Genomic DNA, 23,358 nt, shown 5'->3' on the forward strand with positions numbered 1-23,358 from the left:
GAAAGATCTCAGTCCGCCAATTCGTAAGCCGTACTACGCCCGCCCCCCGGCGCCTTGCGCAGCACACCAAATCCTATCATCTCATTGATGTCGCGCAGCGCCGTATCCGGCGAACACTTGGCGATGGCGCCCCATTTGCTGCTGGTGAGCTTGCCTTCGAAGCCGTCCAGCAGCCGGTTGAGCCGCTTTGCCGAGCAAATGCACGGCCACTTCCTGGATGCAGAATCCCGCCGTTTTCATAGCCGGCGGAATCTCGCTGCTGCGCACGACGCATGCGTGCCGCGCTCACTTGAATTGATTCTCCTTCCATGCCGCAAACTCGGACGGTCTCAGCCCGTAACGCGCCAGCACGCCCTCGTGCAATCGCCGCAACTCTTCCACGATCAATGCCTGCATGCTGCCACGCTCGGCCTCGGGCACAGTGGTGTCCACGGCGCGCCGGATGATGGCGAGCGCATCGCCTCCCGGTTGCGTCACCACTTCCCGGATCGTTTGCTTGATGAGATCCCGCCAGGCAAGGCGAAGCGGATCGGGTTCCGCCAACTCCTGCCTGATGGCCCGATATTCCTGCGCCGAGCGTTCATAGGCCCAGACGTACAGGTCGCGCAATAGTTCCACCCTGGTCAATTCATACACGCCGAGGATGGCGCGGCTGTAGGCCTGCTCCGGCACATCGAGGAAGGTCAGCGGGCACAGGTTGGCGCGAAAAAGCGGCAGATTGGCGGCGAGCCGCGAAGTACGTTTGTTGATGTCGGCAAAAGGCTGCAAATACGGCAGATGCACCATCATGAAGAAGGATTGTTCGAACGGGTCGACGATTCGGTTGGCCTTTTCAAGCAGTATATCCAACAGGTCGTCGAGTTGCTGGGGCGTCGACAGCGGCCGATAGACGCTCTTGCCGATATCCACGGCATGCTGGCGGATCCGGCCTTCGTCGGCCGGATTGGGCAGCAGGTTTTCCGCCAGCGCGCTGTGCAGGTTCATCACCGTGTAGCGGTTGAATTCGGCGGTGTCGATGTTGCCGACCAGCAGTTCGATTGCTGTCTTGTGGTTCAGGATCATCTGCGTTTCGATGGTCGCCTTGCCTTGCGCCGCCTTGCCGTGTTCGATGAGTTCGCGGGTATCGATCCGGGAATAGGTATTTCCCTCCAGGTGACTCGACGCCCAGGACAGATCGATCAGCAACCGGTTCAGGATGGCGCGGCTGTATGTGCCTGCCGGCGCCTCGGTCTGCGGCGTTTTCCCGATTTTATGCAGTTGCCGTCGCAGTGGCGCGGACAGATACCAGGTGTCGTTGGGTTGATAGGCGTCGAGAAATTCGCGCTGGTAGCCAACCGGCGTGCGCGCCTCGTGCGGCTGATCGATGTAGGCAAGAATGTCCCGGCTGTCGGCGGAAAGGGGAATGAAATTCGGGAAAGCATCGCCCCCGGAGCCCGACGTAATTTCAGGCGATGTGTGCGTTGCAAAATAGCGGCGGGCACGACCCGCGCCGCCAGGCCTTATTTTTCCTTCAGCAAGCAAACGACTGATCAGGCGCTGTGCCGTTCTGCGGGCCAAGCCGGGATGCAGCGGCAGCAACTCGGCGAGCGATAGCCCGGCAGGCGCTGCCTGAATATTTTGCAGGAGTTTGTCGATGGCTGACATGGAGAGGGTGGCGCGATTTTATCGATAATGGCGCGATTATGGCCTGATTTTCTAAATCGCGCCAAAATTTTGGCGCGATTTAGGCTGATTTCCTTGAACTGCGCCAAATTGCCGTCGTAGCGGCGTCCATCCTTTTTCAGCAAGTTCTTCTGCTTCCAGCGTGAAAATGAGGGCATAAGTCATTACGCTTTGGCAGGGGTTTTTTTGCCAGCAGTGGCTTTCTTGTGTTCGGCGGCGAGTCTGGAGCGCACCTGATCGACGGTAACGGCTCTTGATGGGTCTGCTTTCAGTGGGGTACTCGCCGGCTGCAACCTTGGATTTCACGACCTCGGCCATTTCAAGGTGATGTCGGCGCTGGGTTTCAAACTACCTGTTCCCTTGTGCGTGCTCCACCAGCAACACCTTCAAATGCTCGTTCTTGAGCGCGCGTAACTTTCCTATAGCAATTTTGGTTGTCTAATATGCAATTTTGGCGTAGCATGCCTTGTTGCAAATTGATCAACATTTGCTCTTAACTCTCGACATTAAAACGAACGCGTCGCTAAAGGATGCCATGGATCTCAAAGACATCATGCTGGCCAGGTCAGGATTGACCGAAACCAATCGTCCCATTCGATTGCGTCTATCTCATGCAGATGGTGTCCTGGAGGACATGCTTCTGATCAAGCACGTGTCCGGCACGGAAACCATCAATGGCGGACTTGAGTATCGCTTGTTGTGCGTGTCTGCTCGCGGCGACCTGCCGCTCAAGGACTTCATGGCAATCCCGGTGGAAATCCAGTTCGTCACGGATAGGGGCGCCTTGCGCTCCGTGTGCGGCTTGATCAGCCAGGCTTTTGCCGGACACCATGATGGCGGGCTGGCATCGTATCAACTGGTCATTCGCGACGCCCTGGCTTTGATGGAACAGCGCGTCAATACCCGCGTGTTTCGCAACCTGAATGAACTGGATATTTCCAAAGTTATTCTGGACGAGTGGAAGCAAACCAGTCCGATCCTGGCCAATGCATTTGATATTGACTGGAACTGCCTTTCCGGAACTTATCCTGCCCGTGAATTCACGATGCAGCATAATGAATCTGACAGCCAGTTTCTGCGGCGGCTCTGGAAGCGACAGGGCATTGCATGGTTTATCCGGCCTGGCAAATCCGCAGAACCTGGGTCCAGCGATTTTCCATCGCATACCCTTGTGCTGGCTGACAATACGGAGGCCTATCAGCAGAATGCCGCCGGCACCGTTCGCTACCATCAGGATAGCAGCACGGAACAGCGCGATACGGTCACCAGCTGGAATGCCATGCGTTCCCTGCGCCCTGGCGTCGTTACCCGCCATAGCTGGGATTATGCCAAAGCTGGATTGATGGAGACTTCAGCGCCGTCCCGGATGCATCAGGGCAGCGCCGGCGACCAGATGGCGGCCAGTCTGGAAGACTATGCGATCGATGTTCCCCACGTCGCTGAAAACAGCGATGATTATGATCGTCTGGGCGAATTGCGCATGCTCCGCCATGAGCTTGAATCCAAGTGTTTTCATGGCGAAGGCAGCGTGCGTGACCTGTGCGTGGGGCAATGGATAGGACTGGCTGGTCATCCGGACATTGATGGTCATGCGCCACATGAGCGAGAGTTCGTCATTACCAGTATCGAGGTGGATGCCGATAACAATCTGCCCAAGGAGATTGCTGACCATGCGCAGCGCCTGTTCTCGCGTGAAGCGGGGTGGCTGCAGGACTTTCCCGGTGCGCTGGGCAAGGCCAGCGCCGAGCGGGGTGCGCGCTACACCAACCGTTTTTCCTGTGTGCGCCGGGGCATACCGATTGTGCCGGCATTCGATCCTGCCATCGATTTGCCGCGGACGCGAATCCAGAGCGCCATTGTGGTGGGACCCGCAGACGAAGAGGTGCACTGCGACGAGTATGGCCGGGTCAAGATCCGGTTTCCCGGCACGCGCGCATCCAACCATGAGCACGCCCAAGGTGCCGGTGCCAGCAATTCCGGCCGCGACTCGGCATGGGTGCGGGTGGCCAGTACCTGGGCAAGCAGTCAATGGGGCAGCTTCACCCTGCCAAGGATCGGTGACGAGGTGCTGGTGGATTTTCTGGGCGGCGATCCAGACAAACCCATCATCGTCGGCCAGGTCTATAACGGCAAAGCGCCCCCGCCAAACTTTACGCATACCGGAACCTTGCCGGAGAATCGGTATGTCTCGGGCATCAAGAGCAAAGAGGTGCGCGGTCGCCGCTACAACCAGTTGCGGCTGGACGATACGCCCGGCCAGATCAGTGCCCAGCTCGCTTCCGAGCATGGCCATACGCAACTGAACCTTGGCTATCTGACACAGCCGCGCGTCGATGGCGCGGGCGCGCCGAGAGGGGAGGGCGCAGAGTTGCGCACGGATGGGGCGCTGGCGCTGCGCTCCGCCAAACTGATGCTGTTGTCCACACAAGCCATGCAGGAAGCGCAGGGCAGGCAGCTGGAACGTCAGGTGATGCTTACCGCGCTGGAAAGCTCGCATGGATTGCTTGAAGAGCTGGGCAAGTATGCGGCAGAACACCATGCATTGCCGTTCGACGTGGAAGCGCACGGCAAGATCAACCAGCGTCTGGAAAAAGCCGAGCAGGGCAACAATACCGATCCGCAAGGCGGGACTGGCGGTGATCCTCTCATGGCGCTGTATGCGTCAGGCGGCTTTGCATTTGCGACGCCGTATTCCTCCGTTACCTACAGTGGCAAGCACCAAGACCTGGTGGCGCAGCAAAACGTCCAGCTGACGGCCGGTGAAAACTTCAACGTCAATGCCGGCAAAGGAATTTCCCTTTTTGCGCATCGCCAGGGCGTCAAGCTGATTGCGCATCGCGAAGATGTCGATATCCAGTCTCATCGGGACAGCATCAACCTGGCTGCGCAAAAGGATGTCCGGGTAAGCGCCAGCAGTGGCGAGGTCACCATTGCCGCTGACAAGCGCATCATGCTGGTTTGCGGTGGCGGGTACATCAAGATCGAAGGCGGCAACATCGAGCTTGGCTGCCCGGGGACCTTTACTGTCAAGGCCAGCCAGCATGCCTGGGCGGGGCCTTCCAGTGCCTCGCGGGAGATGCAGAAGTTCTCGGAAGGGGCGCTTGAGTTCAATGATCGGTTCGTGCTGGCTGACATGCTGGGCGATCCGGTGGCCAACCGCAAGTATGAAATCAAGCGCGGTGATGGCTCAATTATTCGCGGCGTGACCAATGAGCAGGGGCAGATTGAGCAGCAACAGAGCTTATTGAATGAACAGATTGAAATCAGGATTTTGGGATAATTATGAGCGATCACATTCCTTATAAAGATGAGAGATCAGACCCGTTGCGTCTTGTTGAAGTCAAGGATGAAGGAACCGGAAGCGATGTCGTTCGATGGTCTTTGACGAACCGGAATTTAAATGATCCGGTTGTCATTACGGTCAGGCCGACCACAGTCCTTCCCATTATTTTTGTCCCAGGCATCATGGGCTCCAACCTCGCATTGATTAATGCTGTGGGTAAAAAAAGCGCTGGCGCACCTGTGTGGGTATTCAATAGTGGTGGCGGTATGGCGTGGGACTGGACTTCCCTCAATCCGGCCGAGCGTCAGAGGCTCCTTGATCCAGCCAATACCCGAGTTTATGCAGGCGGCGATGTGCCAGACAGCATGGATGCCATTGGAGATGCAAGTGCCATTCGCAACAATCGATTCTGGGGCGAGGTCGGCGCCGGAAGTTACGAAGAGTTTTTGGTCTGGCTTTCAGACGCACTGAACACCAAGCGAGGCATCCTTTTTACGCAAAAGCCATTGATTGATAAAAATTTCACGAAAGATTGGGGACCTGTAAGTGGCGGTTTTATCAAAACAGAGAAGGACGATGTCGATCACGCTACAAAAATCAGTTTCCCTGTTTATGCATGTGGTTATAACTGGCTACAGTCCAATTTTGAATCTGCAAAAATCTTACAAAAGCGCATCGCTCATGTCATCAAGGTAAATAATGGTCCTTCAAGAAAATGTGAAAAGGTGATTTTGGTCACCCACTCAATGGGCGGATTGGTAGCCCGGGCTTGTTCTGAATTGCTAGGCATGCAGGACAAGATTGCTGGCATTGTGCATGGTGTCATGCCCGCTACTGGCGCTGGCGTTGCATATAAACGTGTTCGAGCCGGCAGCGAAGGAACCGCGCAGTTGGTGCTGGGCAGGAATGCAGAAGCAGTCAGTGCAGTGTTTGCCAATGCGCCTGGAGCATTGCAGTTATTACCCAGTCACACTTATCCGTCAGAGTGGCTTCAGCTAGGCGTCAATACTGGCAAGAACTTCAAAAAGCTGCATGCAGTACCGGCAGCTGACAAAAACCCCTATGACGAGATTTACCTCAAGCGAGGCGAATGGTGGTCGCTGATGCGCGAGGAGCTGATTAATCCGGCTGGCGTCAGTACGCACCGCGGTTGGGCTGATTATGCAGGCAACGTTGAAACAGCCAGAAAGTTCCATAATAAACTGGCGCCGCCTGAACTTTTAAAGGGAAAGTATCACCCTGTTACCTATTCGCTGTATGGTTGTGGTGACGACGATAGTGACGAGAGGACTTGGGGTAATGTGCGATGGGAGTGCGAAGGCGCTTATCGTATAGATCATGCTTACCGCATGGACAATCCGTTTTCGAACAAGGTACCAACCGATTTATCCAAAGCAAAGATGCTGAATGAATTGCGTGTTACGAACGACGATGGAAATGGTGGAATAAGCATGGTGCAAGGTAAGATGATGTGGAATTTTGAATTATCCGGTAAGGATAGCGGTGGAGATGGCACAGTCCCTACATGTTCAGGATCGGCGGCTAATGCCGGTAGTTTGAAGTCTTATGCGTTGACCGGAATTGAACATGAGCCCGCCTACCGAAACAGCCATTTTCAGCTGGCTACACTGCACTCCATTTTAAAAATCGCTCGTAGAGTTAGGGTTCTTGCATGACGAAAATTTCAAGGAATGTGTTGATTATCTTCGGCGTACTCGCCGTTGTTACGACAGTACTATTTCGCATTAATACTTTTTCAGCCACCGCAAACGCCCAAGAGAAAAAAAATATGGAACCGTATACCCAAAACATGAAGAAGCAATGTTACGGCCGGTTTTTGGTCGACATCCCGCAGCAGAGTAAGGAGGGCGGAAAGGGGACTTACGAATTTGGATTTGCTAATATTTCTGTAGGGCGGCACGAAAAAACCATGCCACATTTTCAGGCGTACGCTACCAGTATCAAGGAAAGCTATGCAGCGCAACGTACCTTGGAAAACGCGCCCAGACTGGTGCATGCCGAAACTATATCGGACGATGCTAGATTCATTGCCTACTATGATGATGACTTCGGCATCGTATTCAAAACGCTCGGTCTAGTAAAGAAAGAGAATATCCTTTTTAAGGTGGAGGCTCATGGATCGGAGAAGCCCGAGCTTGAGGCGTTCTCTCAGAACCTGCAGAATCTCATTCCCCACCTGAAGCCGCGTGCCAATAACGAGATTCCTACTGGCCCAGGATTTTGTATGGATGGCGCCATCATTACAACGCAGCACAAGAAGGGCGAGTACTATTCTAGTGGATTCACGCTGCCGGAATTTCCTGAACTTTATTTCGGATTCAGCACCAACGTTAATGGTGACAAGGTTGACCCAGGAATTATTGACCGTGAAGCAAATATCATCAAAGACCTTGGCGGATTTATTACCCAAATTAAAACCATTAGAAAAGGTCGCCGGATGATCAATGGCATGGAAGCTCAGGAATGGCTTACCCGTCTGCCACCCGGCGATACCCATGAATACTCTTTTGAACTCGACATTGTAGGTAAGCCGAATTCCATTTCGGAATCGCGCATTTCTGTTGGCATGCGTTTGACAGGGAGTCAAGTGGGAAACAAGAGAGAACCTGTAAAGATGACCGAGGCCGAAGCTCTGCTGCTGTGGGATGCAGTCACTAGCACGATCCGCCCGCGGCCAGGAGCGGTCTGAGCATGAAAGGTGTCATTCGCGTCGGCGATCCCACCAGCCATGGCGGCACGGTCGTCGCCGGCGCGCCGACAAAAACCGTCAACGGCATCCCGGTGGCGCGTGTCGGCGATGCCTGCACCTGCCCCCGAAAAGGCCACTCGGGATGTGTTGTCGCGGAAGGCGATCCAACCGTGACGATCGACGGCATACCGGTGGCCTTCCATGGCCACAAAACGTCCTGTGGTGCCTCCCTGATTTCGACCATTCCAACATCCGGCAAGGGCTGATTCGCGTCCAGGCAAGTTGTCCAGGCCTGTGCATGGCGCTCGGTCAGCATCGCCTGCATGCGGCAGATATTTTCGACAGTAAGCTCGCGGTGCGCGCATTTGGCGTCATCGAGGTTGGGCAAGGATTACAGTAATGCGTAGAATCGCAGTGGTGTGTACACTTCCGGCCTATCGTTTTTATTTGCCTGAACCATGACCATCACCATCAACGAAGACCTCCGTGCCTATATCGACCCGCTGACCGAAGACGAATATGCTTCGCTGGAGCGCAGCCTGCTGGCGGAAGGCTGCCGCGATGCCCTGGTGCTATGGGGCGACCTGCTGGTGGACGGCCACAACCGCTACGGCATCTGCCAGAAGCACGGCATCCCTTTCAATACCATGCAGAACGAAACATTCAAGTCCATCGACGATGTGCACCTGTGGATGATCGACAATCATCTCGGGCGGCGCAGCGTGTCGGATTTTCAACGCGGCGTGCTGGCGTTGCGCAAGAAAGAAATCGTCTCGGCGCGCCTGGCAGAGGCACAAGCCCAGCAGCCACCCGCCAGGCCAGACGGTGCAGATACTGCCGCGAAGCCGCCAGTTGCGCCACCGTTGACACGCGAGGGCATTGCGCGCGCAGCCCGGGTGAGCAGCGCGACGCTGGGACAGATCGAAAAAATCCAGAAAACGGCGACGCCCGAACTGGTCAACGCAGTCAAATCAGGCGATATTTCGATCAATGCTGCCGCTGTCGTCGCTTCCCTGCCGAGCGAGAAGCAGGTGGCGGCGGTTGCCGGCGGCAAGAAGGAACTGCGCCAGGTGGCGCGGCAGGTGCGCGAGAGCAGGTTGCCGCCCAAGCCGGAAGTCGAAGCCCCACCCAGCGATGCTACGCCAGAACAACTTGAAATTCATCGCCTGAAGCTGCAGGTGGCGGAACTTGCCGAAGAGCGCGATCAGTTGAAAAAGAAGGTGCAGCACTTGACCATTGCGCTGGCGGAGGCGCGTGGAGGGCAATAGTAGCCATGCGGGCATTCTCCGCATTTAATGCGGAGAATTGTGCCGTATTCGCCGCAGGCGCAACGCGGCCTTGGTAATGCAATTGCATTGACATGGTAATGCGATCGCATTACCATGTCGGGTATTCTCTCCCATTTGTCCGGAGCCCCCCATGGTTACCACTCTCGAAGTTGAATCTACCCTGACCGACCGTTACCAGACCACGGTGCCGGAGACTGTGCGCCGCGCCCTCCGGTTGGGCAAACGGGACAGGATTCATTACTCCATTCGCTCCGGTGGCGAAGTCGTGCTGACGCGAGCCGCCGCATTCGAGGCAGACGACCCTGTGCTTGGACAATTCCTGGGCTTCCTTGCCCGTGACATCGTCAGCCATCCGGAGCGCGTGCAGGCAGTTGATGCCAGCCTGGTGCTGCGCCTTCAGTCGCTGGTTGGCGATATCGAGGTCGATTTCGATGCCCCCCTGTCGGCAGACGATGAATGAGGGGCGGCAAGCCCGCGCCTTTGGTCGTCAATGGCTGGGCGATCTTTGCCCATCCCCTGTTTCTCGCGCAACTTGGTGCGCTGACACGGCAAGTTGAGGCGCTCAAGCAAAAAGACCCGGCCGGATATATGAAGAAAAATGTCAGCAAGCGGCTTGCCGCGATTTCCAGGTTGGCGTTCGAGGTGATTCCGCAGGATCCGGCGCGGCCGGAATACCGGCAGGGAAACGCCCTTGGCGAGGAACACAAGCATTGGTTCCGTGCTAAATTTTTTCAGCAGTACCGTCTCTTCTTCCGCTACCACGCATCAAGCAAGGTAATTGTCTTCGCCTGGGTCAATGACGAGGATACGAAGCGTGCCTACGAGAGCAGCGATGACGCTTACCGGGTGTTTCGCAGGATGCTGGAAAGCGGCCATCCGCCGGATGAATGGGATCGGCTGCTGGCTGAGTCGCGATCTTTGAAGGAAAATTCACCCTCGCCGCTTTCTCAGTCCGCCAATTCATAAGCCGTACTGCGCCCGCCCCCAATGTTTCACTCCCCCTGTGCATGCTCCACCAGCAACTGCACCTTGGTCACCCCATTATATTCATTGTTATCCAGCCGGAATGCCACCACCGCCTTCTCCGGCAAGGCATCCGCATGCCCGAACCAGATGGCGTCGTAACGCCGGCCATCCTTTTCCAGCAACAGCTTCAGGTGCTTTTCCTTCAGCACGCGCTGGTTGACTACCCGGAAGCTGTCGCAAAACACCGGCGCACCGAAGCCCTGGCCCCACACCTGTTCATCCAGCAGGCTGACGAAGTGCGGCGTGAAGTAGGCGTCTTCCAGTGCGCCATCGGTGTCGATTACGCGCTCGAGTGCGCTGCCGCTGAGCCATTCGCGGCCGACATCCTCGAAGGCGTGCGTAAACGCATCGAGGCTGTCGGCGCGGATGGTGAGTCCGGCGGCCATGGCGTGGCCGCCGAATTTCTCGATCAGGCTGGGGGCGCGCTTGGACACCAGGTCGAGCGCGTCGCGCAAATGGAAGCCGGCGATCGAGCGGCCCGAGCCCTTGATGTTGACGCCGTCGCCGGCCGGCGCGAAGGTGATGGTGGGGCGGTAGAACTTGTCTTTCAGGCGCGAGGCGACGATGCCGATCACGCCCTGGTGCCAGCTTTCGTCGAACACGGTGATGGTGGCGCGGCTGGCCGGGTCGAAGTCGTCCAGCAGCGCCATGGCGGTATCCTGCATGCCGGACTCGATTTCGCGGCGGTCGCGATTGATGGTGTCGAGTTCGTGGGCGATGGCCCAGGCGCGGCCTTCGTCGTCGGTGGTCAGGCATTCGATGCCGAGCGACATGTCGGCCAGACGGCCGGCAGCGTTCAGGCGTGGACCGAGGCCAAAGCCGAGGTCGAAGGGCGAGGCGCGCCGCGCTTCGCGGCCGGCGGCGCGGAACAGCGCGGCAATGCCGGGCTGCATGCGGCCGGCGCGCATGCGCTTCAGGCCTTGCGCCACCAGGATGCGGTTGTTGGCGTCGAGCTTGACGACGTCGGCGACGGTTCCCAGCGCCACCAGGTCGAGCAGGGCGTCCAGGCGCGGCTGGCTGGCGGCATCGAAGGCGCCGCGTTTGCGCATCTCGGCGCGCAGCGCCAGCAATACATAAAACATCACGCCCACGCCGGCCAGGTTCTTGCTGGTGAAGCCGCAGTTTGGCTGGTTGGGGTTGACGATCACGCGCGCGTCCGGCAACTTGTCGCCCGGCAGGTGGTGGTCGGTGACGACCACGTCGATGCCGCGGCGATTGGCCTCGGCCACGCCATCGATGCTGGCGATGCCGTTATCCACCGTGACGATGACGTCGGGCGACTTTTCGCGCACGGTCAGTGCGACGATTTCCGGCGTCAGGCCATAGCCGTATTCGAAGCGGTTGGGGACGATATAGTCGACTTTTGCGCCCAGCATGCGCAGGCCGCGCAGGGCGACGGCGCAGGCGGTGGCGCCGTCGCAGTCGTAGTCGGCGACGATCACCAGCTTCTTGCCGGCGCCGATGGCGTCGGCAAGATAGACGGCGGCCGCTTCCACGTGGGTCAGGCTGGCCGGCGGGATCAGGGAGCTCAGTTCGCTCGCCAGTTCGCGGGCGTCGGTCAGGCCGCGCGATGCGAACAGACGCGCCAGCACCGGGTGGATGCCGCTCTGGCGCAGCATTTCAGCGGTGCGGAAATTGCAGGGACGGATGGCGATGCGGGTCATGGCAGCAGTCGGTTCAGGCCGGGTTTGGTCCAGAATTTGCGCAGCGAAGCCTTGCGCACGCTGAATTCGGCCAGGCCGGTGTTGTGAGAGAGGATGAGGTTCATTTGCTGCAGCCGGCCGCCTTGCAGCGCGGACAACAGCGGCGCGAACCAGGCGGCTTCTAGCATTTGCAATTCCTGCAGCCAGCTGCCCCAGTCGGTGGCGAGCGCGGGCGCCAGCAAGGCGTCGAGCAGCAGCAGGCCGCGCTGCGGCGCGGCCAGGACCACGTCGATGGCATGGCAATCGTCCTGCCTTTTGTTGGTGGCGTTGGTGGCGCCGGCAGCGGCGCCAAGCGCTTCGATCCAGCCGCTGAGTTTGAAGACGTCGGTGTAGGGCGCCGGCAGCGCGCCATTCGCCGCCGCCTGCGGCAGGCTGGCGCCGCCCCACAGCCATAGCGAATTGACCGGCCGGGCGCCGCGCGCTTCGCGGGCCGCATTGACTTCATGCATGTGCCAGTGCATCTGCACTTCGTTTTGCAGCTTGCGCCAGGCGCGCTCCTGCGCACCTTGCGGCAGCCAGATATCGATATTGCGGCCGCAGGCGGCGTCCGGGGTGGCGGTATGCAGGTCCTGCCAGTCGTCGGCTTGCAGGAACCAGGTGCTGGCGTCGCCATACACCAGGGTCTTGCCGCTTTCCTCGAGCAGCGGTTGCGCGGCGTCGAACAGGGCGCGCGACTCGGTCTCGTCCAGCGCCAGTTGCCGCAGGTCGGTCAGCACCAGGTGGTCGCGGGCGATGTGGAAATGCACCGGTTGCAGCACGAACCAGGTGCCGGATTCGGCTTGCAGGCCGTGCAGGCGCATCAGGGCATCGGCCAGCGGCGGACTGCTTTCTGGTAACAGGTTGCCGGGCAGCAGCTTGCGTGCCAGCCAGGTTTCATGCGGCAGGGCGCGCGCGAACGGGTCGAAGCATTCGGTTTGCGGGGCTTTGGCGCGGGCCAGCAGCATTGCCAGCGCTGGAGTTTTGCATTGTCGCAATAAATCTTTGGCTAGATCGGGCGGCGGCAAGCCGAACGGCAGCAGGATATCGAGTTGACTCATGCCATGATTATAGAATGTATGGCAAACTGCGGGCTGCCTCGGGCCTGGTACGCCCTTTCTGGAGTATTTCTTTTGAGTATCATAAAAAACTTACCATTCGAATGGCTGGTGGGCTTGCGCTATACCCGCGCCGGTCGCCGCAGCGGCCGCAACAGTTTCATTTCATTCATTTCCCTCATTTCCATGGCGGGCATTGCCCTCGGCGTGGCGGCCTTGATCGTCGTGTTGTCGGTGATGAACGGTTTTCAGAAAGAAGTGCGCGACCGCATGCTGTCGGTGCTGTCGCACATCGAGGTCATGGATGCCTCCGGCGCCTTGCCGAACTGGCAGGAAACCGCGCGCGAAGCGTTCACCAACAAGGCCGTCAGGGGCGCCGCGCCGTATGTTGCCGGCCAAGCCATGATCACCCGTGACGACATCGTGCGCGGCGTGCTGGTGCGCGGCGTGCTGCCGCAGGAAGAGCCGAAGGTGTCCGACGTGGCGGCGCAGGTGCGCCAAGGCTCGTTTGATGATTTGCGGGCGGGCGAATTCAATATCGTGCTGGGCGGCGAGCTGGCGCGCTCGATCGGCGTCGGGCTCGGTGACCGCGTCACCCTGATCGCGCCGCAGGGGCAGGTAACGCCGGCCGGGGTGATCCCGCGCCTGAAGCAATTCAATGTGGTGGGCATTTTCGAGGCCGGCCATTACGAATTCGATTCCTCGCTGGCCTTCATCCATCTCGACGATGCCGAGAAGATGTTCAAGCTGGACGCGCCTTCCGGCCTGCGCCTGAAGATCGCCGACATGCAAAAGGCGCCCGAGGTGGCGGCGGAGCTGTCCACCACCCTGACCGGCAATGTGCTGATCCGCGACTGGTCGAGCCAGAACCGCAACTGGTTCGCCGCCGTGCAGACCGAAAAGCGCATGATGTTCATCATTCTTACGCTCATCATCGCGGTGGCCGCCTTCAACCTGGTCTCGACCCTGGTGATGACAGTCACCGACAAGCAGGCCGATATCGCCATCCTGCGCACCATCGGCGCCTCGCCGCGTTCGATCATGAAAATCTTCATGATCCAGGGTGCGGTGGTCGGCCTGATCGGCACGGCCATCGGCGTCGGTCTGGGCGTGCTGGTGGCGCTGAACGTGGATGTGATCGTACCCTTCATCGAGGGCATGCTGGGCGTGCAATTCCTGCCCAAGGATATTTACCTGATCAGTGCCTTGCCGTCCGACTTGCGCTGGTCGGATGTGTGGACCATCGGCGGCGTCGCCGTGGTGCTGGCCTTCGTGGCGACGCTGTATCCGAGCTGGTGGGCGGCGCGCGTCAAACCGGCGGAGGCTTTGCGCTATGAGTAATGTGCGTCCGAATGAGAATGCGAATGTGAGTGCGAATTTGAGTGGCACTGTGCTGTCCTGCCGCAACCTGGGCAAGACTTTTACCCAGGGAAAATATGCGGTCGAGGTCTTCCAGCATATCGACTTTTCCGTGTCGCGCGGCGAGCGCGTGGCCATCGTCGGCGCTTCCGGCTCCGGCAAGTCGACCCTGCTGCATCTGCTGGGCGGGCTGGACGTGCCCAGCACCGGCAGCGTGAATTTACTGGGCAAGGATTTGTACAGCCTCAACGAGGCCGCGCGCGGCGACTTGCGCAATACCTCGCTTGGCTTTGTTTACCAGTTCCACCACCTGCTGCCGGAGTTTTCCGCGCTCGACAACGTCGCCATGCCGCTGATGATCCGCCGCGTCAAGCGCGCCGATGCGCAGCAGGTCGCCGCCGGCATCCTCGAACGGGTCGGACTGGCCAAGCGTGTGTCGCACGTGCCGGGCGAGCTGTCCGGCGGCGAACGCCAGCGCGTGGCCCTGGCGCGCGCGCTGGTGACGCAGCCGGCCTGCGTGCTGGCCGATGAGCCCACCGGCAACCTCGACCGGCCCACCGCGCACAAGACCTTCGACCTGATGCTGGAACTGTCGAAGACGCTTGGTACGGCCTTTGTCATCGTTACCCACGACGTCGAACTGGCGCGGCATTGCGACCGCATCCTGCGCCTGTCGGAAAACGGCTTGCAGCCGCATGTGGATTGATACCCATTGCCATCTGGATGCCAGTGAATTCGCCGGCGAGGCGGATCAGATAGCAATGCGCGCCGCGCAGCAGGGACTCGACTGGATCGTGATCCCGGCGGTGGCGCGCGACAATTTTGCTGCGGTGGCACAACTGGCGCGGCGCTTGCCGAATTGCGCCTATGCGCTGGGTATTCATCCGATGTATGTGCCGCAGGCGAATGAAAACGATCTGCGCGTGCTGCGCGAGACGGTAGCCGCCGCCATGGATGACGGCCGCTTTGTCGGCATCGGCGAGATCGGCCTGGATTTCTTCGTGCCGGAACTGAAAGACGGCCCGCTGCGCGACAAGCAGGAATACTTTTACAGCGAACAATTGAAGATCGCCCGCGACTTCGGCTTGCCAGTCTTGCTGCACGTGCGCCATTCGGTCGACATCATCTTGAAATACCTGCGCCGCATCACCGTGCCGGGCGGTTTCGCCCATGCCTATAACGGCAGCTTCCAGCAAGCCGAGGCCTTGATCCGCCTGGGCTTCAAGCTGGGCTTCGGCGGCGCCATGACGTTTACCCGTGCGCTGCAGTTGCGCCGGCTGGCGACGGAACTGCCGCCGGAGGCGATCGTGCTGGAAACCGACGCCCCGGATATCGCCCCGGCGTGGGTCCATCCCGGGCGCAACAGCCCGGAGGAATTGCCGCGTATCGGCGCCGTGCTGGCGTCCCTGCGGGGCATCGGCGTCGACGAACTGGCGCGCATCACCTCCGCCAATGCGATGGCAGCATTGCCGCGGCTGGGGCAAATGGTGCAATTGTCGCCATCGTCGCAACCATCGCAGTCAGCACCACGTACCGCATAAATGCGCAGCGCCATCCTCGGTTTCGTGGTTGGCGCCGCCTGGTTGCAGACGCAGCCGGATTTGCCCGGGATGTGGCTGATGCTGGCGCTGGTGGCCGCTGTGCTCCTGTGGGCGCTGGCGATAAAAAAGCTGCCGCACTGGATCGCCCGGTCGTCCTGGCCTGCGTGGCTGACATGGCCATCCTGGCGCGTGGTCGCTCTTGCTGCCGGCGGCGTGCTGGCCGGATTTGTCTGGGCGGCGCTGTTCGCGCATTACTCCTTGCGCGAAGAATTGCCGGAGGAATGGGAAGGGCGGGACATTACCGTCATTGGCACCATCGACAGCCTGCCGCATCGCTTCGAGCGTGGCATCCGTTTCAATTTCGCGGTCGAACGGGTGTTGCCGGAAGGTGGTGGGGATGCCGATGCCGGTGCTTCCGCTGCCAGGGAAACGGCGGAGCTTGCCGCCGACGCTGCGCAGGCCGCGACGGTTGCTACGGTTTCGACGGATGCTGCGGTTCCGCTGGCGGCAGCGATCCCTGTCGTGCCGTCCCGGCTCGCATTATCCTGGTATGGCGGCTTTCGCGGCGAAGCTACCCAGACCGTGCCTGGCCTGTTGCCGGGCGAGCGCTGGCAACTGACGGTGCGCCTGCGGCGGCCGCACGGCAACGCCAATCCGCACGGCTTTGATTATGAAGTCTGGCTGCTGGAGCAGGGCTTGCGCGCCACCGGCACTGTGCGACCCGACCGCCGCCTCGATAACAAGAATGAAAAGCGCGATGACTTCGTGCCGGGCTTTTCGAATGCGGTCGAGCGCAGCCGCAACTGGCTGCGCGAGCGCATCGTCGCCGCCTTGCCGGGCAAGGAATACGCCGGTGTGATCGTGGCGCTGGTGGTGGGCGACCAGCGCGCCATCGCCCAGTCCGACTGGCAGGTGTTCAACCGTACCGGCATCGGTCATCTGATCTCGATTTCAGGTTTACACATCACCATGGTTGCCGGCCTGTTCGCCGGCCTGTTCCAGTTCCTCTGGCGCCGCTCGTTTTTCACCCGCGCGCAACTGCCCTTGCTGCTGCCGGCGCAAAAGGCAGCCGCCCTGGCCGGCGTGGCCATGGCGCTGGTGTATGTCTTGCTGGCCGGCTTCGGCGTGCCGGCGCAGCGCACCCTGTACATGTTGACGGTGGTGGCGGTCGCCCTGTGGTGCGACCGCCTGACCAGCGTCTCGCACGTGTTGTGCCTGGCGCTGGGCGTGGTGATCCTGCTCGATCCATGGGCGGTGCTGTGGCCGGGTTTCTGGCTGTCGTTCGGCGCGGTGGCGGCGATCCTGTACGTCAGCGTCGGCCGGGTGGCGATGCCCCGGGCCATGATGCCGCCGGCATTGTCAGCGCTGGCGACGCCCGCCGCGATCACCGGCGCTGGTAGTGGCAGCGGCATGCGCAAGGCCGCCGGCGCGCTCGCGCCACTGCGGCAGCGCTGGCAGACCTGGCGGGAAAGCCTGCGCCAGGCCGGCCGCACCCAGTACGCCGTCACGCTCGGGCTGGTGCCGCTGACCATGCTGCTGTTCGGCCAGGTGTCGCTGGTCAGTCCGCTCGCCAATGCGCTGGCGATTCCGCTGGTGAGTTTTATCGTCACGCCGCTGGCGCTGGCCGGCAGCGTCCTGCCGGCGCCGCTGTCGGACTGGATCCTTGGCTTCGCGCACGCATGCGTGGTCTGGCTGGCGCAGGCGATGGCGTGGCTGGCGGCATTGCCGGCCGCAGTGTGGAGCGCGCCGTTGCCGCATTGGTGGATCTTTGCCGCCGCGCTGGTGGGCACCGTCTGGCTGCTGGCGCCGCGCGGCTGGCCGCTGCGCTGGCTTGGCCTGGCCGGCTGGCTGCCGCTGCTGCTCAACGCCCCGGCGTCGCCTCCCGCCGGGGAATTGTGGGTGACCGCATTCGACGTCGGCCAGGGTACGGCGCTGCTGATCGAAACCCCGGGCCGGCGCCTGCTGTACGACACCGGCCCGGTATATTCGCCGGATTCCGACGGCGGCAGTCGCGTCATCGTGCCTTACCTGAAGGCGCGCGGCATCGACCGCCTGGATGGCATGATCGTGTCGCACAGCGATACCGACCATGCCGGCGGCGCGCTGTCACTGCTGGACGAGGTCGCAGTTGACTGGGTATCGTCCTCGATGGCGGAGGATAACCCGATCGTGCGCGCCGCCGCCGAACACCGGCGCTGCCAGGCGGGCCAGGCATGGGACTGGGACGGTATGCGCTTCGAGATGCTGCATCCGTCGCCGGCCAGCTACGACAATCCGCACCTGAAGCCGAATTCACGCAGCTGCGCGCTCAAAATCACGCATGGCGCGCAGGCGATTTTGCTGCCGGGAGATGTCGAGCGGATCGATGAGGCCGAGCTGCTGGATGTCCAGGGCGAGCGCCTGCGCGCTACCGTGCTGCTGGCGCCGCATCATGGCAGCGGCACCTCGTCGACGCTGAGCTTTTTACAGGCGGTCGATCCGCAACTGGCGCTGTTCCAGGTCGGCTACCGCAACCGCTACAAGCATCCCAAGCGCGAAGTTTATGAGCGTTATGGCGAGCTCGGCATCCGCCGCCTGCGCAGCGACGAATCCGGCGCGGTGACGTTGCGCTTCGGCGCTGCGCTGGAGGTGGATGAATATCGCGGCACGCATGCGCGGTATTGGTACGGTCGCTGATGCTTGTCTACACGCCAGTTTTGTTGGCGTGCCGGATTGGGTAGAATGCCGTCATGCAACCCCTACATCGACAAACCGCCCTCGTCCTCGTCCTCCTGACCGCTTCCGCACTTGCCGCCGCCGATAGCGCGGCCAGCCTGCTGGACGATTACCGCCGCGTGACGGCGCAGGGCAGGGCGACCAACCGCCTCGACATCGACAACGATTCGCTCCTGCTCAACCGCGATGACGGCTTTTATTCGAGTGGCTTGCGCTACTCGCGCGAGCATGCGTTGCGCGAGGGCGGCCAGGTCACCGTGTTTGGCTGGCGCCTTGGCCAGCAGTTTTATACGGCCTCCGACATCAAGCTGGCGCCGCAACAGATCGGCGCGACCGACCATCCCTATGCCGGCTGGCTGTATGGCGGCGTTTTCAAGGAAACGCAGCGCAAGGATGGCAGCCATCTGCGCTATGGCGTCGATCTCGGCTGCCTCGGCCCCTGCGCCGGCGGCCGCTGGACCCAGACCAGTCTGCACCGCTTGCTGAACCAGCCCCTGCCGCAAGGCTGGAGCCGCCAGGTGCGCAACGAGATCGGGGTGATCCTGTATGGCGAAATGGCGCCGTTGCGCTGGCAGCCGGCATCCTGGCTGGATGCCACGCCGGTGATCCACGGCCGCTTCGGCAATATCCATACCGACGTCGGCGCCGGTGTCACGGTCAGGGCGGGGCAATTGCCGGCCTTTGGCGAGGCAGCTGGCCTGCATGGCTACCTGCGCCTCGATGCCAGGGCGGTCGCTTACAACGCGACCCTGCAGGGCGGTTATTTTTCTTCGGACAACCCGCACACGGTCAAGCCGAAACGCGCGGTCGGGGAGGCGGAGTTGGGCCTGGCGTGGAGTGGCGGCCAGTATGGCGTCACCGGCGCGGTGGTGCGCCGCAGTACCGAGATCGACGCCTTGTCGAATGCGCGCGGCGCCCAGACCTTCGTGCGTCTGATGTTGGTCTACACGCCCTGAGCCAGGAGTTTGCCTGTCCGATTTTGGCAGGATTGTTGGTTAAAATGAAACTTTCTGGCGCCGGGCTGGCGGTTTTGCCGCCGGCTTTTGCGGTATAATTTCAATTTCCCGCACGTGCCGTTCGGCACCATCAGCAATGACCAAGTTTGTATTCGTTACTGGCGGCGTGGTTTCTTCCCTTGGCAAAGGGATCGCCGCCGCCTCTCTGGCCGCTATTCTTGAATCGCGCGGCCTCAAAGTCACCCTTTTGAAGCTCGATCCGTACATCAACGTCGATCCGGGCACCATGAGTCCATTCCAGCATGGCGAGGTGTTCGTCACCGACGACGGCGCCGAGACCGACCTGGATCTCGGGCACTATGAGCGTTTCATCTCGACCCGGATGAAGAAGTCGAATAACTTCACCACCGGCCAGATCTATGAATCGGTGATCCGCAAGGAACGCCGCGGCGAGTATCTCGGCAAGACCGTGCAGGTGATCCCGCACATCACCAACGAAATCCAGGAATACATCAAGCGCGGCGCCGAAGGCTATGACGTGGCGCTCGTCGAGATCGGCGGCACCGTCGGCGACATCGAATCGCTGCCGTTCCTTGAGGCAGCACGCCAGCTCGGCCTGCGTTCGGGCCGCAACAACACTGCCTACGTGCATCTGACCCTGGTACCCTTCATCGCCTCGGCCGGCGAGCTGAAGACCAAGCCGACCCAGCACAGCGTGCAAAAGCTGCGCGAGATCGGCATTTCGCCGGATGCGCTGCTGTGCCGCGCCGACCGTCCGATTCCGGACGACGAGCGCGCCAAGATTTCGCTGTTCTCCAATATCCAGGAAGACGCCGTGATCTCGGTATGGGACGCCGACACCATCTACAAGATTCCGCAGATGCTGCACGACCAGGGCCTCGACGCCATCGTCTGCGACAAGCTCGGCCTGTCGCCGCAGCCCGCCGACCTGTCGGTCTGGACGCGCCTGGTGTATGCGCTGGAGCATCCCAAGGCCGAAGTCACCATCGGCATGGTGGGCAAGTACGTCGACCTGACCGAATCCTACAAGTCGCTGACCGAGGCGCTGCGCCATGCCGGCATCCATACCGAAAGCCGCGTGAATATCGAGTACATCGATTCCGAGGAAATCGAAGGAAAGGGCACCGCTTCGCTGGCCAAGTACGACGCCATCCTGGTGCCGGGCGGCTTCGGCAAGCGCGGCGTCGAAGGCAAGATTGCCGCTGCCCGCTATGCCCGCGAGAGCAAGATTCCTTACCTCGGCATTTGCCTGGGCATGCAGGTTGCGCTGATCGAGTACGCCCGCCACGAGGCTGGCCTGGCCAAGGCCAATTCCACCGAATTCGATGGCGACACCGAGCAACCGGTGGTGGCGTTGATCGACGAGTGGCAAAACCAGGACGGCAAGGTCGAGACCCGCGATGCCAATTCGGATCTGGGCGGCACCATGCGCCTGGGCGCCCAGACTTGCGAAGTCAAGCCGGGCACGCTGGCGGCTGAAATCTATGGCAAGCAGGTCACCGAGCGCCATCGTCACCGCTACGAAGCCAACAACCATTACCTGCCGCGCGTGGAAGAGGCTGGCCTGATCGTTTCGGCCCGCACGCCCACCGAGCACCTGTGCGAAATCATGGAGTTGCCGCGCGCAGGCGCGCATGCGCATCCGTGGTACCTGGGTGTGCAGTTCCATCCGGAATTCAACTCGACGCCGCGCAACGGTCATCCACTGTTCACCTCGTTCATCAAGGCAGCGCTGGCGCACAAGCAGGCTGCAGCCAAAAAGGAAACGGCATGAAACTCTGCGGATTCGACGTCGGCCTCGACAAGCCGTTCTTCCTGATCGCCGGTCCCTGCGTGATCGAGTCGCGCGAGATGGCGCTCGATACTGCGGGCCAGTTGAAGGAAATTACCGCCGCACTCGGCATTCCCTTCATCTACAAGTCCTCGTTCGACAAGGCCAACCGCTCTTCCGGCGCGTCGTTTCGCGGCCTGGGCATGGAAAAGGGCCTGGAGATCCTCGCCGACGTCAAGCAGCAGATCGGCGTGCCGGTGCTGACCGACATTCATGAAATCGACGAGGTCAAGCCGGTCGCCGCCGTGGTCGATGTGCTGCAGACCCCGGCCTTCCTGTGCCGCCAGACCGATTTCATCCGCGCCTGCGCGCAAAGCGGCAAGCCGGTCAACATCAAGAAGGGCCAGTTCCTTGCGCCGCACGACATGACGAACGTGATCGACAAGGCGCGCGCCGCCGCCCGCGAGGCGAACCTGGCGGACGACGTCTTCATGGCCTGCGAGCGTGGCGTTTCCTTTGGCTACAACAACCTGGTGTCCGACATGCGCTCGCTGGCGATCATGCGCGAGACCGGTTGCCCGGTGGTGTTCGATGCCACCCACTCGGTGCAGTTGCCTGGCGGGCAGGGCACGACCTCCGGCGGCCAGCGCGAATTCGTGCCGGTGCTGGCGCGCGCCGCCGTCGCCGTCGGCATTTCCGGCCTGTTCATGGAAACCCACCCGAACCCGGCCCAGGCGATGTCCGATGGCCCGAATGCAGTGCCTTTGAACCGCATCAAGGAGCTGCTGGCAACGCTGGTGCAACTTGACCGGGTCGTCAAGCAGGGCGGCTTCCTGGAAAACAATTTTGCGTGATTAAGTATACGCAAATAAGTACACGCAAATAAGCACACGCAAACACAAGAATTTAATTTGATTTGATTTGGGAGAACTGAATGAGTGCAATCGTTGACATCATCGGCCGCGAAGTAATCGATTCGCGCGGCAATCCGACCGTCGAATGCGACGTCCTGCTGGAATCCGGCGTGATGGGCCGCGCCGCCGTGCCCTCGGGCGCTTCCACCGGTTCGCGCGAAGCGATCGAATTGCGCGATGGCGACAAGAGCCGCTATTTCGGCAAGGGCGTCCTCCAAGCCTGCGAGAACATCAATACCGAAATTTCCGAAGCCATCATGGGCCTGGATGCCAATGAGCAGGCGTTCCTCGACCGCACCCTGATCGATCTCGACGGTACCGAGAACAAGGGCCGCCTGGGCGCCAACGCCATGCTGGCCGTGTCGATGGCCGTTGCCAAGGCGGCTGCCGAGGAATCCGGCCTGCCGCTGTACCGTTACTTCGGCGGTTCGGGCGCAATGCAGATGCCGGTGCCGATGATGAACGTCATCAACGGCGGCGCACATGCCGACAACAACCTCGACCTGCAGGAATTCATGATCATTCCGGTGGGCGCTCCGAGCTTTCGCGAAGCGATCCGCTACGGCGCCGAAGTGTTCCATACGCTGAAGAAGATCCTGCACGACAAGGGCCTGACCACCGCGGTCGGCGACGAAGGTGGTTTTGCGCCATCGGTGGCCAACCATGAAGAAGCGATCAAGCTGATCATCCAGGCCATCGAGCAGGCAGGCTATGAGCCAGGCACGCAAATCGCGCTGGGCCTGGATTGCGCCGCTTCCGAATTCTACAAGGATGGCAAGTACCACCTGTCCGGCGAAGGCCTGAGCCTGTCCTCGACCGATTTCACCAACCTGCTGGCAACCTGGTGCGACAAGTACCCGATCATCTCGATCGAGGATGCGATGGCGGAAAACGACTGGGAAGGCTGGGCGACCCTGACCAATGTGCTGGGCAAGAAGGTGCAGCTGGTGGGCGACGACCTGTTCGTCACCAACACCAAGATCCTGCGCGAAGGCATCCAGAAGAACATCGCCAACTCGATCCTCATCAAGATCAACCAGATCGGCACCCTGACCGAAACCTTCGCCGCCATCGAAATGGCCAAGCGCGCCGGCTACACCGCGGTGATTTCGCACCGCTCCGGTGAAACCGAGGATTCGACCATTGCCGATATCGCGGTCGGTTGCAATGCCCTGCAGATCAAGACCGGCTCGATGTCGCGTTCGGACCGCATGGCCAAGTACAACCAGCTCCTGCGCATCGAGGAAGACCTGGGCGACATCGCCAGCTATCCGGGCCGCAGCGCGTTCTACAACTTGCGCTGAAACCTGCGTTAAAACCACATCAGACGGCCGGAATTTTCCGGCCGTTTGTACAATGGTTGTCAATCTTCAT

The 23,358-nt window shown here is 60.7% G+C and carries 19 protein-coding genes and 1 pseudogene; 15 read left to right on the forward strand and 5 right to left on the reverse strand.

Going from position 1 to position 23,358, the window contains the following annotated elements:
- Positions 1–8 precede the first annotated feature (8 nt).
- The 3 genes and pseudogenes from D3878_RS24185 to D3878_RS24535 form a co-directional block, all read right to left on the reverse strand.
- Positions 9–188: pseudogene (locus D3878_RS24185) on the reverse strand (DUF4172 domain-containing protein); the annotation flags it as partial.
- 97 nt (positions 189–285) lie between these two features.
- Positions 286–1,644, reverse strand: coding sequence for a Fic family protein (locus D3878_RS00330; protein ID WP_119783659.1), 1,359 nt, complete (start codon positions 1,642–1,644; stop codon positions 286–288).
- Between the two features lie 51 nt (positions 1,645–1,695).
- The gene (locus D3878_RS24535; RefSeq protein ID WP_274381889.1) at positions 1,696–1,827 is read right to left on the reverse strand and encodes a hypothetical protein; all 132 of its coding nucleotides are present in this window, start codon (positions 1,825–1,827) and stop codon (positions 1,696–1,698) included.
- Positions 1,828–2,197: 370 nt separating this feature from the next.
- On the opposite strand from D3878_RS24535, the gene D3878_RS00335 reads away from it, so the two are divergent.
- The 7 genes from D3878_RS00335 (at position 2,198) to D3878_RS00365 (ending at position 9,910) form a co-directional block, all read left to right on the forward strand.
- Positions 2,198–4,942, forward strand: coding sequence for a type VI secretion system Vgr family protein (locus tag D3878_RS00335; protein WP_233556182.1), 2,745 nt, complete (start codon positions 2,198–2,200; stop codon positions 4,940–4,942).
- Between the two features lie 2 nt (positions 4,943–4,944).
- Positions 4,945–6,621 carry a lipase family alpha/beta hydrolase gene (locus D3878_RS00340; RefSeq protein ID WP_119783660.1) on the forward strand — a complete coding sequence of 559 codons (1,677 nt, stop codon included), beginning with the start codon at positions 4,945–4,947 and terminating at the stop codon, positions 6,619–6,621.
- Positions 6,618–7,655, forward strand: a complete 1,038-nt coding sequence (locus D3878_RS00345) for a T6SS immunity protein Tli4 family protein (protein ID WP_147383845.1) — start codon at positions 6,618–6,620, stop codon at positions 7,653–7,655. Before D3878_RS00340 ends, D3878_RS00345 begins: the two co-directional genes overlap by 4 nt.
- Before the next feature lie 2 nt (positions 7,656–7,657).
- Positions 7,658–7,921 (forward strand): PAAR domain-containing protein, encoded by a 264-nt coding sequence (locus D3878_RS00350; RefSeq protein ID WP_119783662.1) that lies wholly within the window; start codon positions 7,658–7,660, stop codon positions 7,919–7,921.
- A 192-nt stretch (positions 7,922–8,113) separates the two neighbouring features.
- On the forward strand, positions 8,114–8,923 hold the full coding sequence (locus D3878_RS00355; protein ID WP_119783663.1) for a hypothetical protein: 810 nt from the start codon (positions 8,114–8,116) through the stop codon (positions 8,921–8,923).
- A 151-nt stretch (positions 8,924–9,074) separates the two neighbouring features.
- A complete protein-coding gene (locus D3878_RS00360; protein ID WP_119783664.1) occupies positions 9,075–9,404 on the forward strand; it encodes a type II toxin-antitoxin system PrlF family antitoxin in 330 nt (109 codons plus the stop codon).
- A complete protein-coding gene (locus tag D3878_RS00365; RefSeq protein WP_119783665.1) occupies positions 9,401–9,910 on the forward strand; it encodes a type II toxin-antitoxin system YhaV family toxin in 510 nt (169 codons plus the stop codon). The genes D3878_RS00360 and D3878_RS00365 overlap by 4 nt, the downstream gene beginning before the upstream one ends.
- Before the next feature lie 26 nt (positions 9,911–9,936).
- On the opposite strand, the gene recJ is transcribed toward D3878_RS00365, so the two are convergent.
- Positions 9,937–11,634, reverse strand: a complete 1,698-nt coding sequence (gene recJ, locus D3878_RS00370; RefSeq protein WP_119783666.1) for a single-stranded-DNA-specific exonuclease RecJ — start codon at positions 11,632–11,634, stop codon at positions 9,937–9,939.
- Positions 11,631–12,710, reverse strand: coding sequence for a hypothetical protein (locus D3878_RS00375; RefSeq protein ID WP_119783667.1), 1,080 nt, complete (start codon positions 12,708–12,710; stop codon positions 11,631–11,633). Before D3878_RS00375 ends, recJ begins: the two co-directional genes overlap by 4 nt.
- A gap of 72 nt (positions 12,711–12,782) precedes the next feature.
- Between D3878_RS00375 and D3878_RS00380 the strand changes: the two genes are divergently transcribed.
- The 8 genes from D3878_RS00380 (at position 12,783) to eno (ending at position 23,288) form a co-directional block, all read left to right on the forward strand.
- Entirely contained in the window at positions 12,783–14,048 is a 1,266-nt protein-coding gene (locus tag D3878_RS00380; protein WP_119783668.1) for a lipoprotein-releasing ABC transporter permease subunit, read from the forward strand.
- Positions 14,041–14,772, forward strand: coding sequence for a lipoprotein-releasing ABC transporter ATP-binding protein LolD (lolD, locus tag D3878_RS00385; RefSeq protein WP_119783669.1), 732 nt, complete (start codon positions 14,041–14,043; stop codon positions 14,770–14,772). Before D3878_RS00380 ends, lolD begins: the two co-directional genes overlap by 8 nt.
- Positions 14,762–15,607 (forward strand): TatD family hydrolase, encoded by an 846-nt coding sequence (locus D3878_RS00390; protein WP_119783670.1) that lies wholly within the window; start codon positions 14,762–14,764, stop codon positions 15,605–15,607. The genes lolD and D3878_RS00390 overlap by 11 nt, the downstream gene beginning before the upstream one ends.
- Complete coding sequence (locus D3878_RS00395) at positions 15,608–18,283, forward strand: DNA internalization-related competence protein ComEC/Rec2 (RefSeq protein WP_119783671.1); 2,676 nt, start codon at positions 15,608–15,610, stop codon at positions 18,281–18,283.
- Between the two features lie 53 nt (positions 18,284–18,336).
- Positions 18,337–19,278: a lipid A deacylase LpxR family protein gene (locus D3878_RS00400; RefSeq protein ID WP_119783672.1), complete on the forward strand. Its 942-nt coding sequence runs from the start codon at positions 18,337–18,339 to the stop codon at positions 19,276–19,278.
- A 136-nt stretch (positions 19,279–19,414) separates the two neighbouring features.
- Positions 19,415–21,073 (forward strand): CTP synthase, encoded by a 1,659-nt coding sequence (locus tag D3878_RS00405; RefSeq protein ID WP_119783673.1) that lies wholly within the window; start codon positions 19,415–19,417, stop codon positions 21,071–21,073.
- Positions 21,070–21,924 (forward strand): 3-deoxy-8-phosphooctulonate synthase, encoded by an 855-nt coding sequence (gene kdsA / locus D3878_RS00410; protein ID WP_119783674.1) that lies wholly within the window; start codon positions 21,070–21,072, stop codon positions 21,922–21,924. The genes D3878_RS00405 and kdsA overlap by 4 nt, the downstream gene beginning before the upstream one ends.
- Positions 21,925–22,004: 80 nt before the next feature.
- Complete coding sequence (gene eno / locus D3878_RS00415) at positions 22,005–23,288, forward strand: phosphopyruvate hydratase (RefSeq protein WP_119783675.1); 1,284 nt, start codon at positions 22,005–22,007, stop codon at positions 23,286–23,288.
- The last annotated feature ends 70 nt before the right edge of the window (positions 23,289–23,358 follow it).

The sequence above is a fragment of the Noviherbaspirillum sedimenti genome, assembly GCF_003590835.1.
GTDB lineage: Bacteria > Pseudomonadota > Gammaproteobacteria > Burkholderiales > Burkholderiaceae_D > Paucimonas > Paucimonas sedimenti.

Excerpts from the sequence above, each read along its gene's own strand:
- D3878_RS00330 (WP_119783659.1), bottom strand. The coding sequence starts at position 1,644 with ATGTCAGCCATCGACAAACTCCTGCAAAATATTCAGGCAGCGCCTGCC.
- D3878_RS00395 (WP_119783671.1), top strand. The coding sequence starts at position 15,608 with ATGCGCAGCGCCATCCTCGGTTTCGTGGTTGGCGCCGCCTGGTTGCAG.
- recJ (WP_119783666.1), bottom strand. The coding sequence starts at position 11,634 with ATGACCCGCATCGCCATCCGTCCCTGCAATTTCCGCACCGCTGAAATG.
- D3878_RS00400 (WP_119783672.1), top strand. The coding sequence starts at position 18,337 with ATGCAACCCCTACATCGACAAACCGCCCTCGTCCTCGTCCTCCTGACC.
- D3878_RS00375 (WP_119783667.1), bottom strand. The coding sequence starts at position 12,710 with ATGAGTCAACTCGATATCCTGCTGCCGTTCGGCTTGCCGCCGCCCGAT.
- D3878_RS00335 (WP_233556182.1), top strand. The coding sequence starts at position 2,198 with ATGGATCTCAAAGACATCATGCTGGCCAGGTCAGGATTGACCGAAACC.
- kdsA (WP_119783674.1), top strand. The coding sequence starts at position 21,070 with ATGAAACTCTGCGGATTCGACGTCGGCCTCGACAAGCCGTTCTTCCTG.
- D3878_RS00355 (WP_119783663.1), top strand. The coding sequence starts at position 8,114 with ATGACCATCACCATCAACGAAGACCTCCGTGCCTATATCGACCCGCTG.
- eno (WP_119783675.1), top strand. The coding sequence starts at position 22,005 with ATGAGTGCAATCGTTGACATCATCGGCCGCGAAGTAATCGATTCGCGC.
- D3878_RS00350 (WP_119783662.1), top strand. The coding sequence starts at position 7,658 with ATGAAAGGTGTCATTCGCGTCGGCGATCCCACCAGCCATGGCGGCACG.
- D3878_RS00390 (WP_119783670.1), top strand. The coding sequence starts at position 14,762 with ATGTGGATTGATACCCATTGCCATCTGGATGCCAGTGAATTCGCCGGC.
- D3878_RS00405 (WP_119783673.1), top strand. The coding sequence starts at position 19,415 with ATGACCAAGTTTGTATTCGTTACTGGCGGCGTGGTTTCTTCCCTTGGC.
- D3878_RS00365 (WP_119783665.1), top strand. The coding sequence starts at position 9,401 with ATGAGGGGCGGCAAGCCCGCGCCTTTGGTCGTCAATGGCTGGGCGATC.
- D3878_RS00360 (WP_119783664.1), top strand. The coding sequence starts at position 9,075 with ATGGTTACCACTCTCGAAGTTGAATCTACCCTGACCGACCGTTACCAG.
- lolD (WP_119783669.1), top strand. The coding sequence starts at position 14,041 with ATGAGTAATGTGCGTCCGAATGAGAATGCGAATGTGAGTGCGAATTTG.
- D3878_RS00340 (WP_119783660.1), top strand. The coding sequence starts at position 4,945 with ATGAGCGATCACATTCCTTATAAAGATGAGAGATCAGACCCGTTGCGT.
- D3878_RS00345 (WP_147383845.1), top strand. The coding sequence starts at position 6,618 with ATGACGAAAATTTCAAGGAATGTGTTGATTATCTTCGGCGTACTCGCC.
- D3878_RS24535 (WP_274381889.1), bottom strand. The coding sequence starts at position 1,827 with ATGACTTATGCCCTCATTTTCACGCTGGAAGCAGAAGAACTTGCTGAA.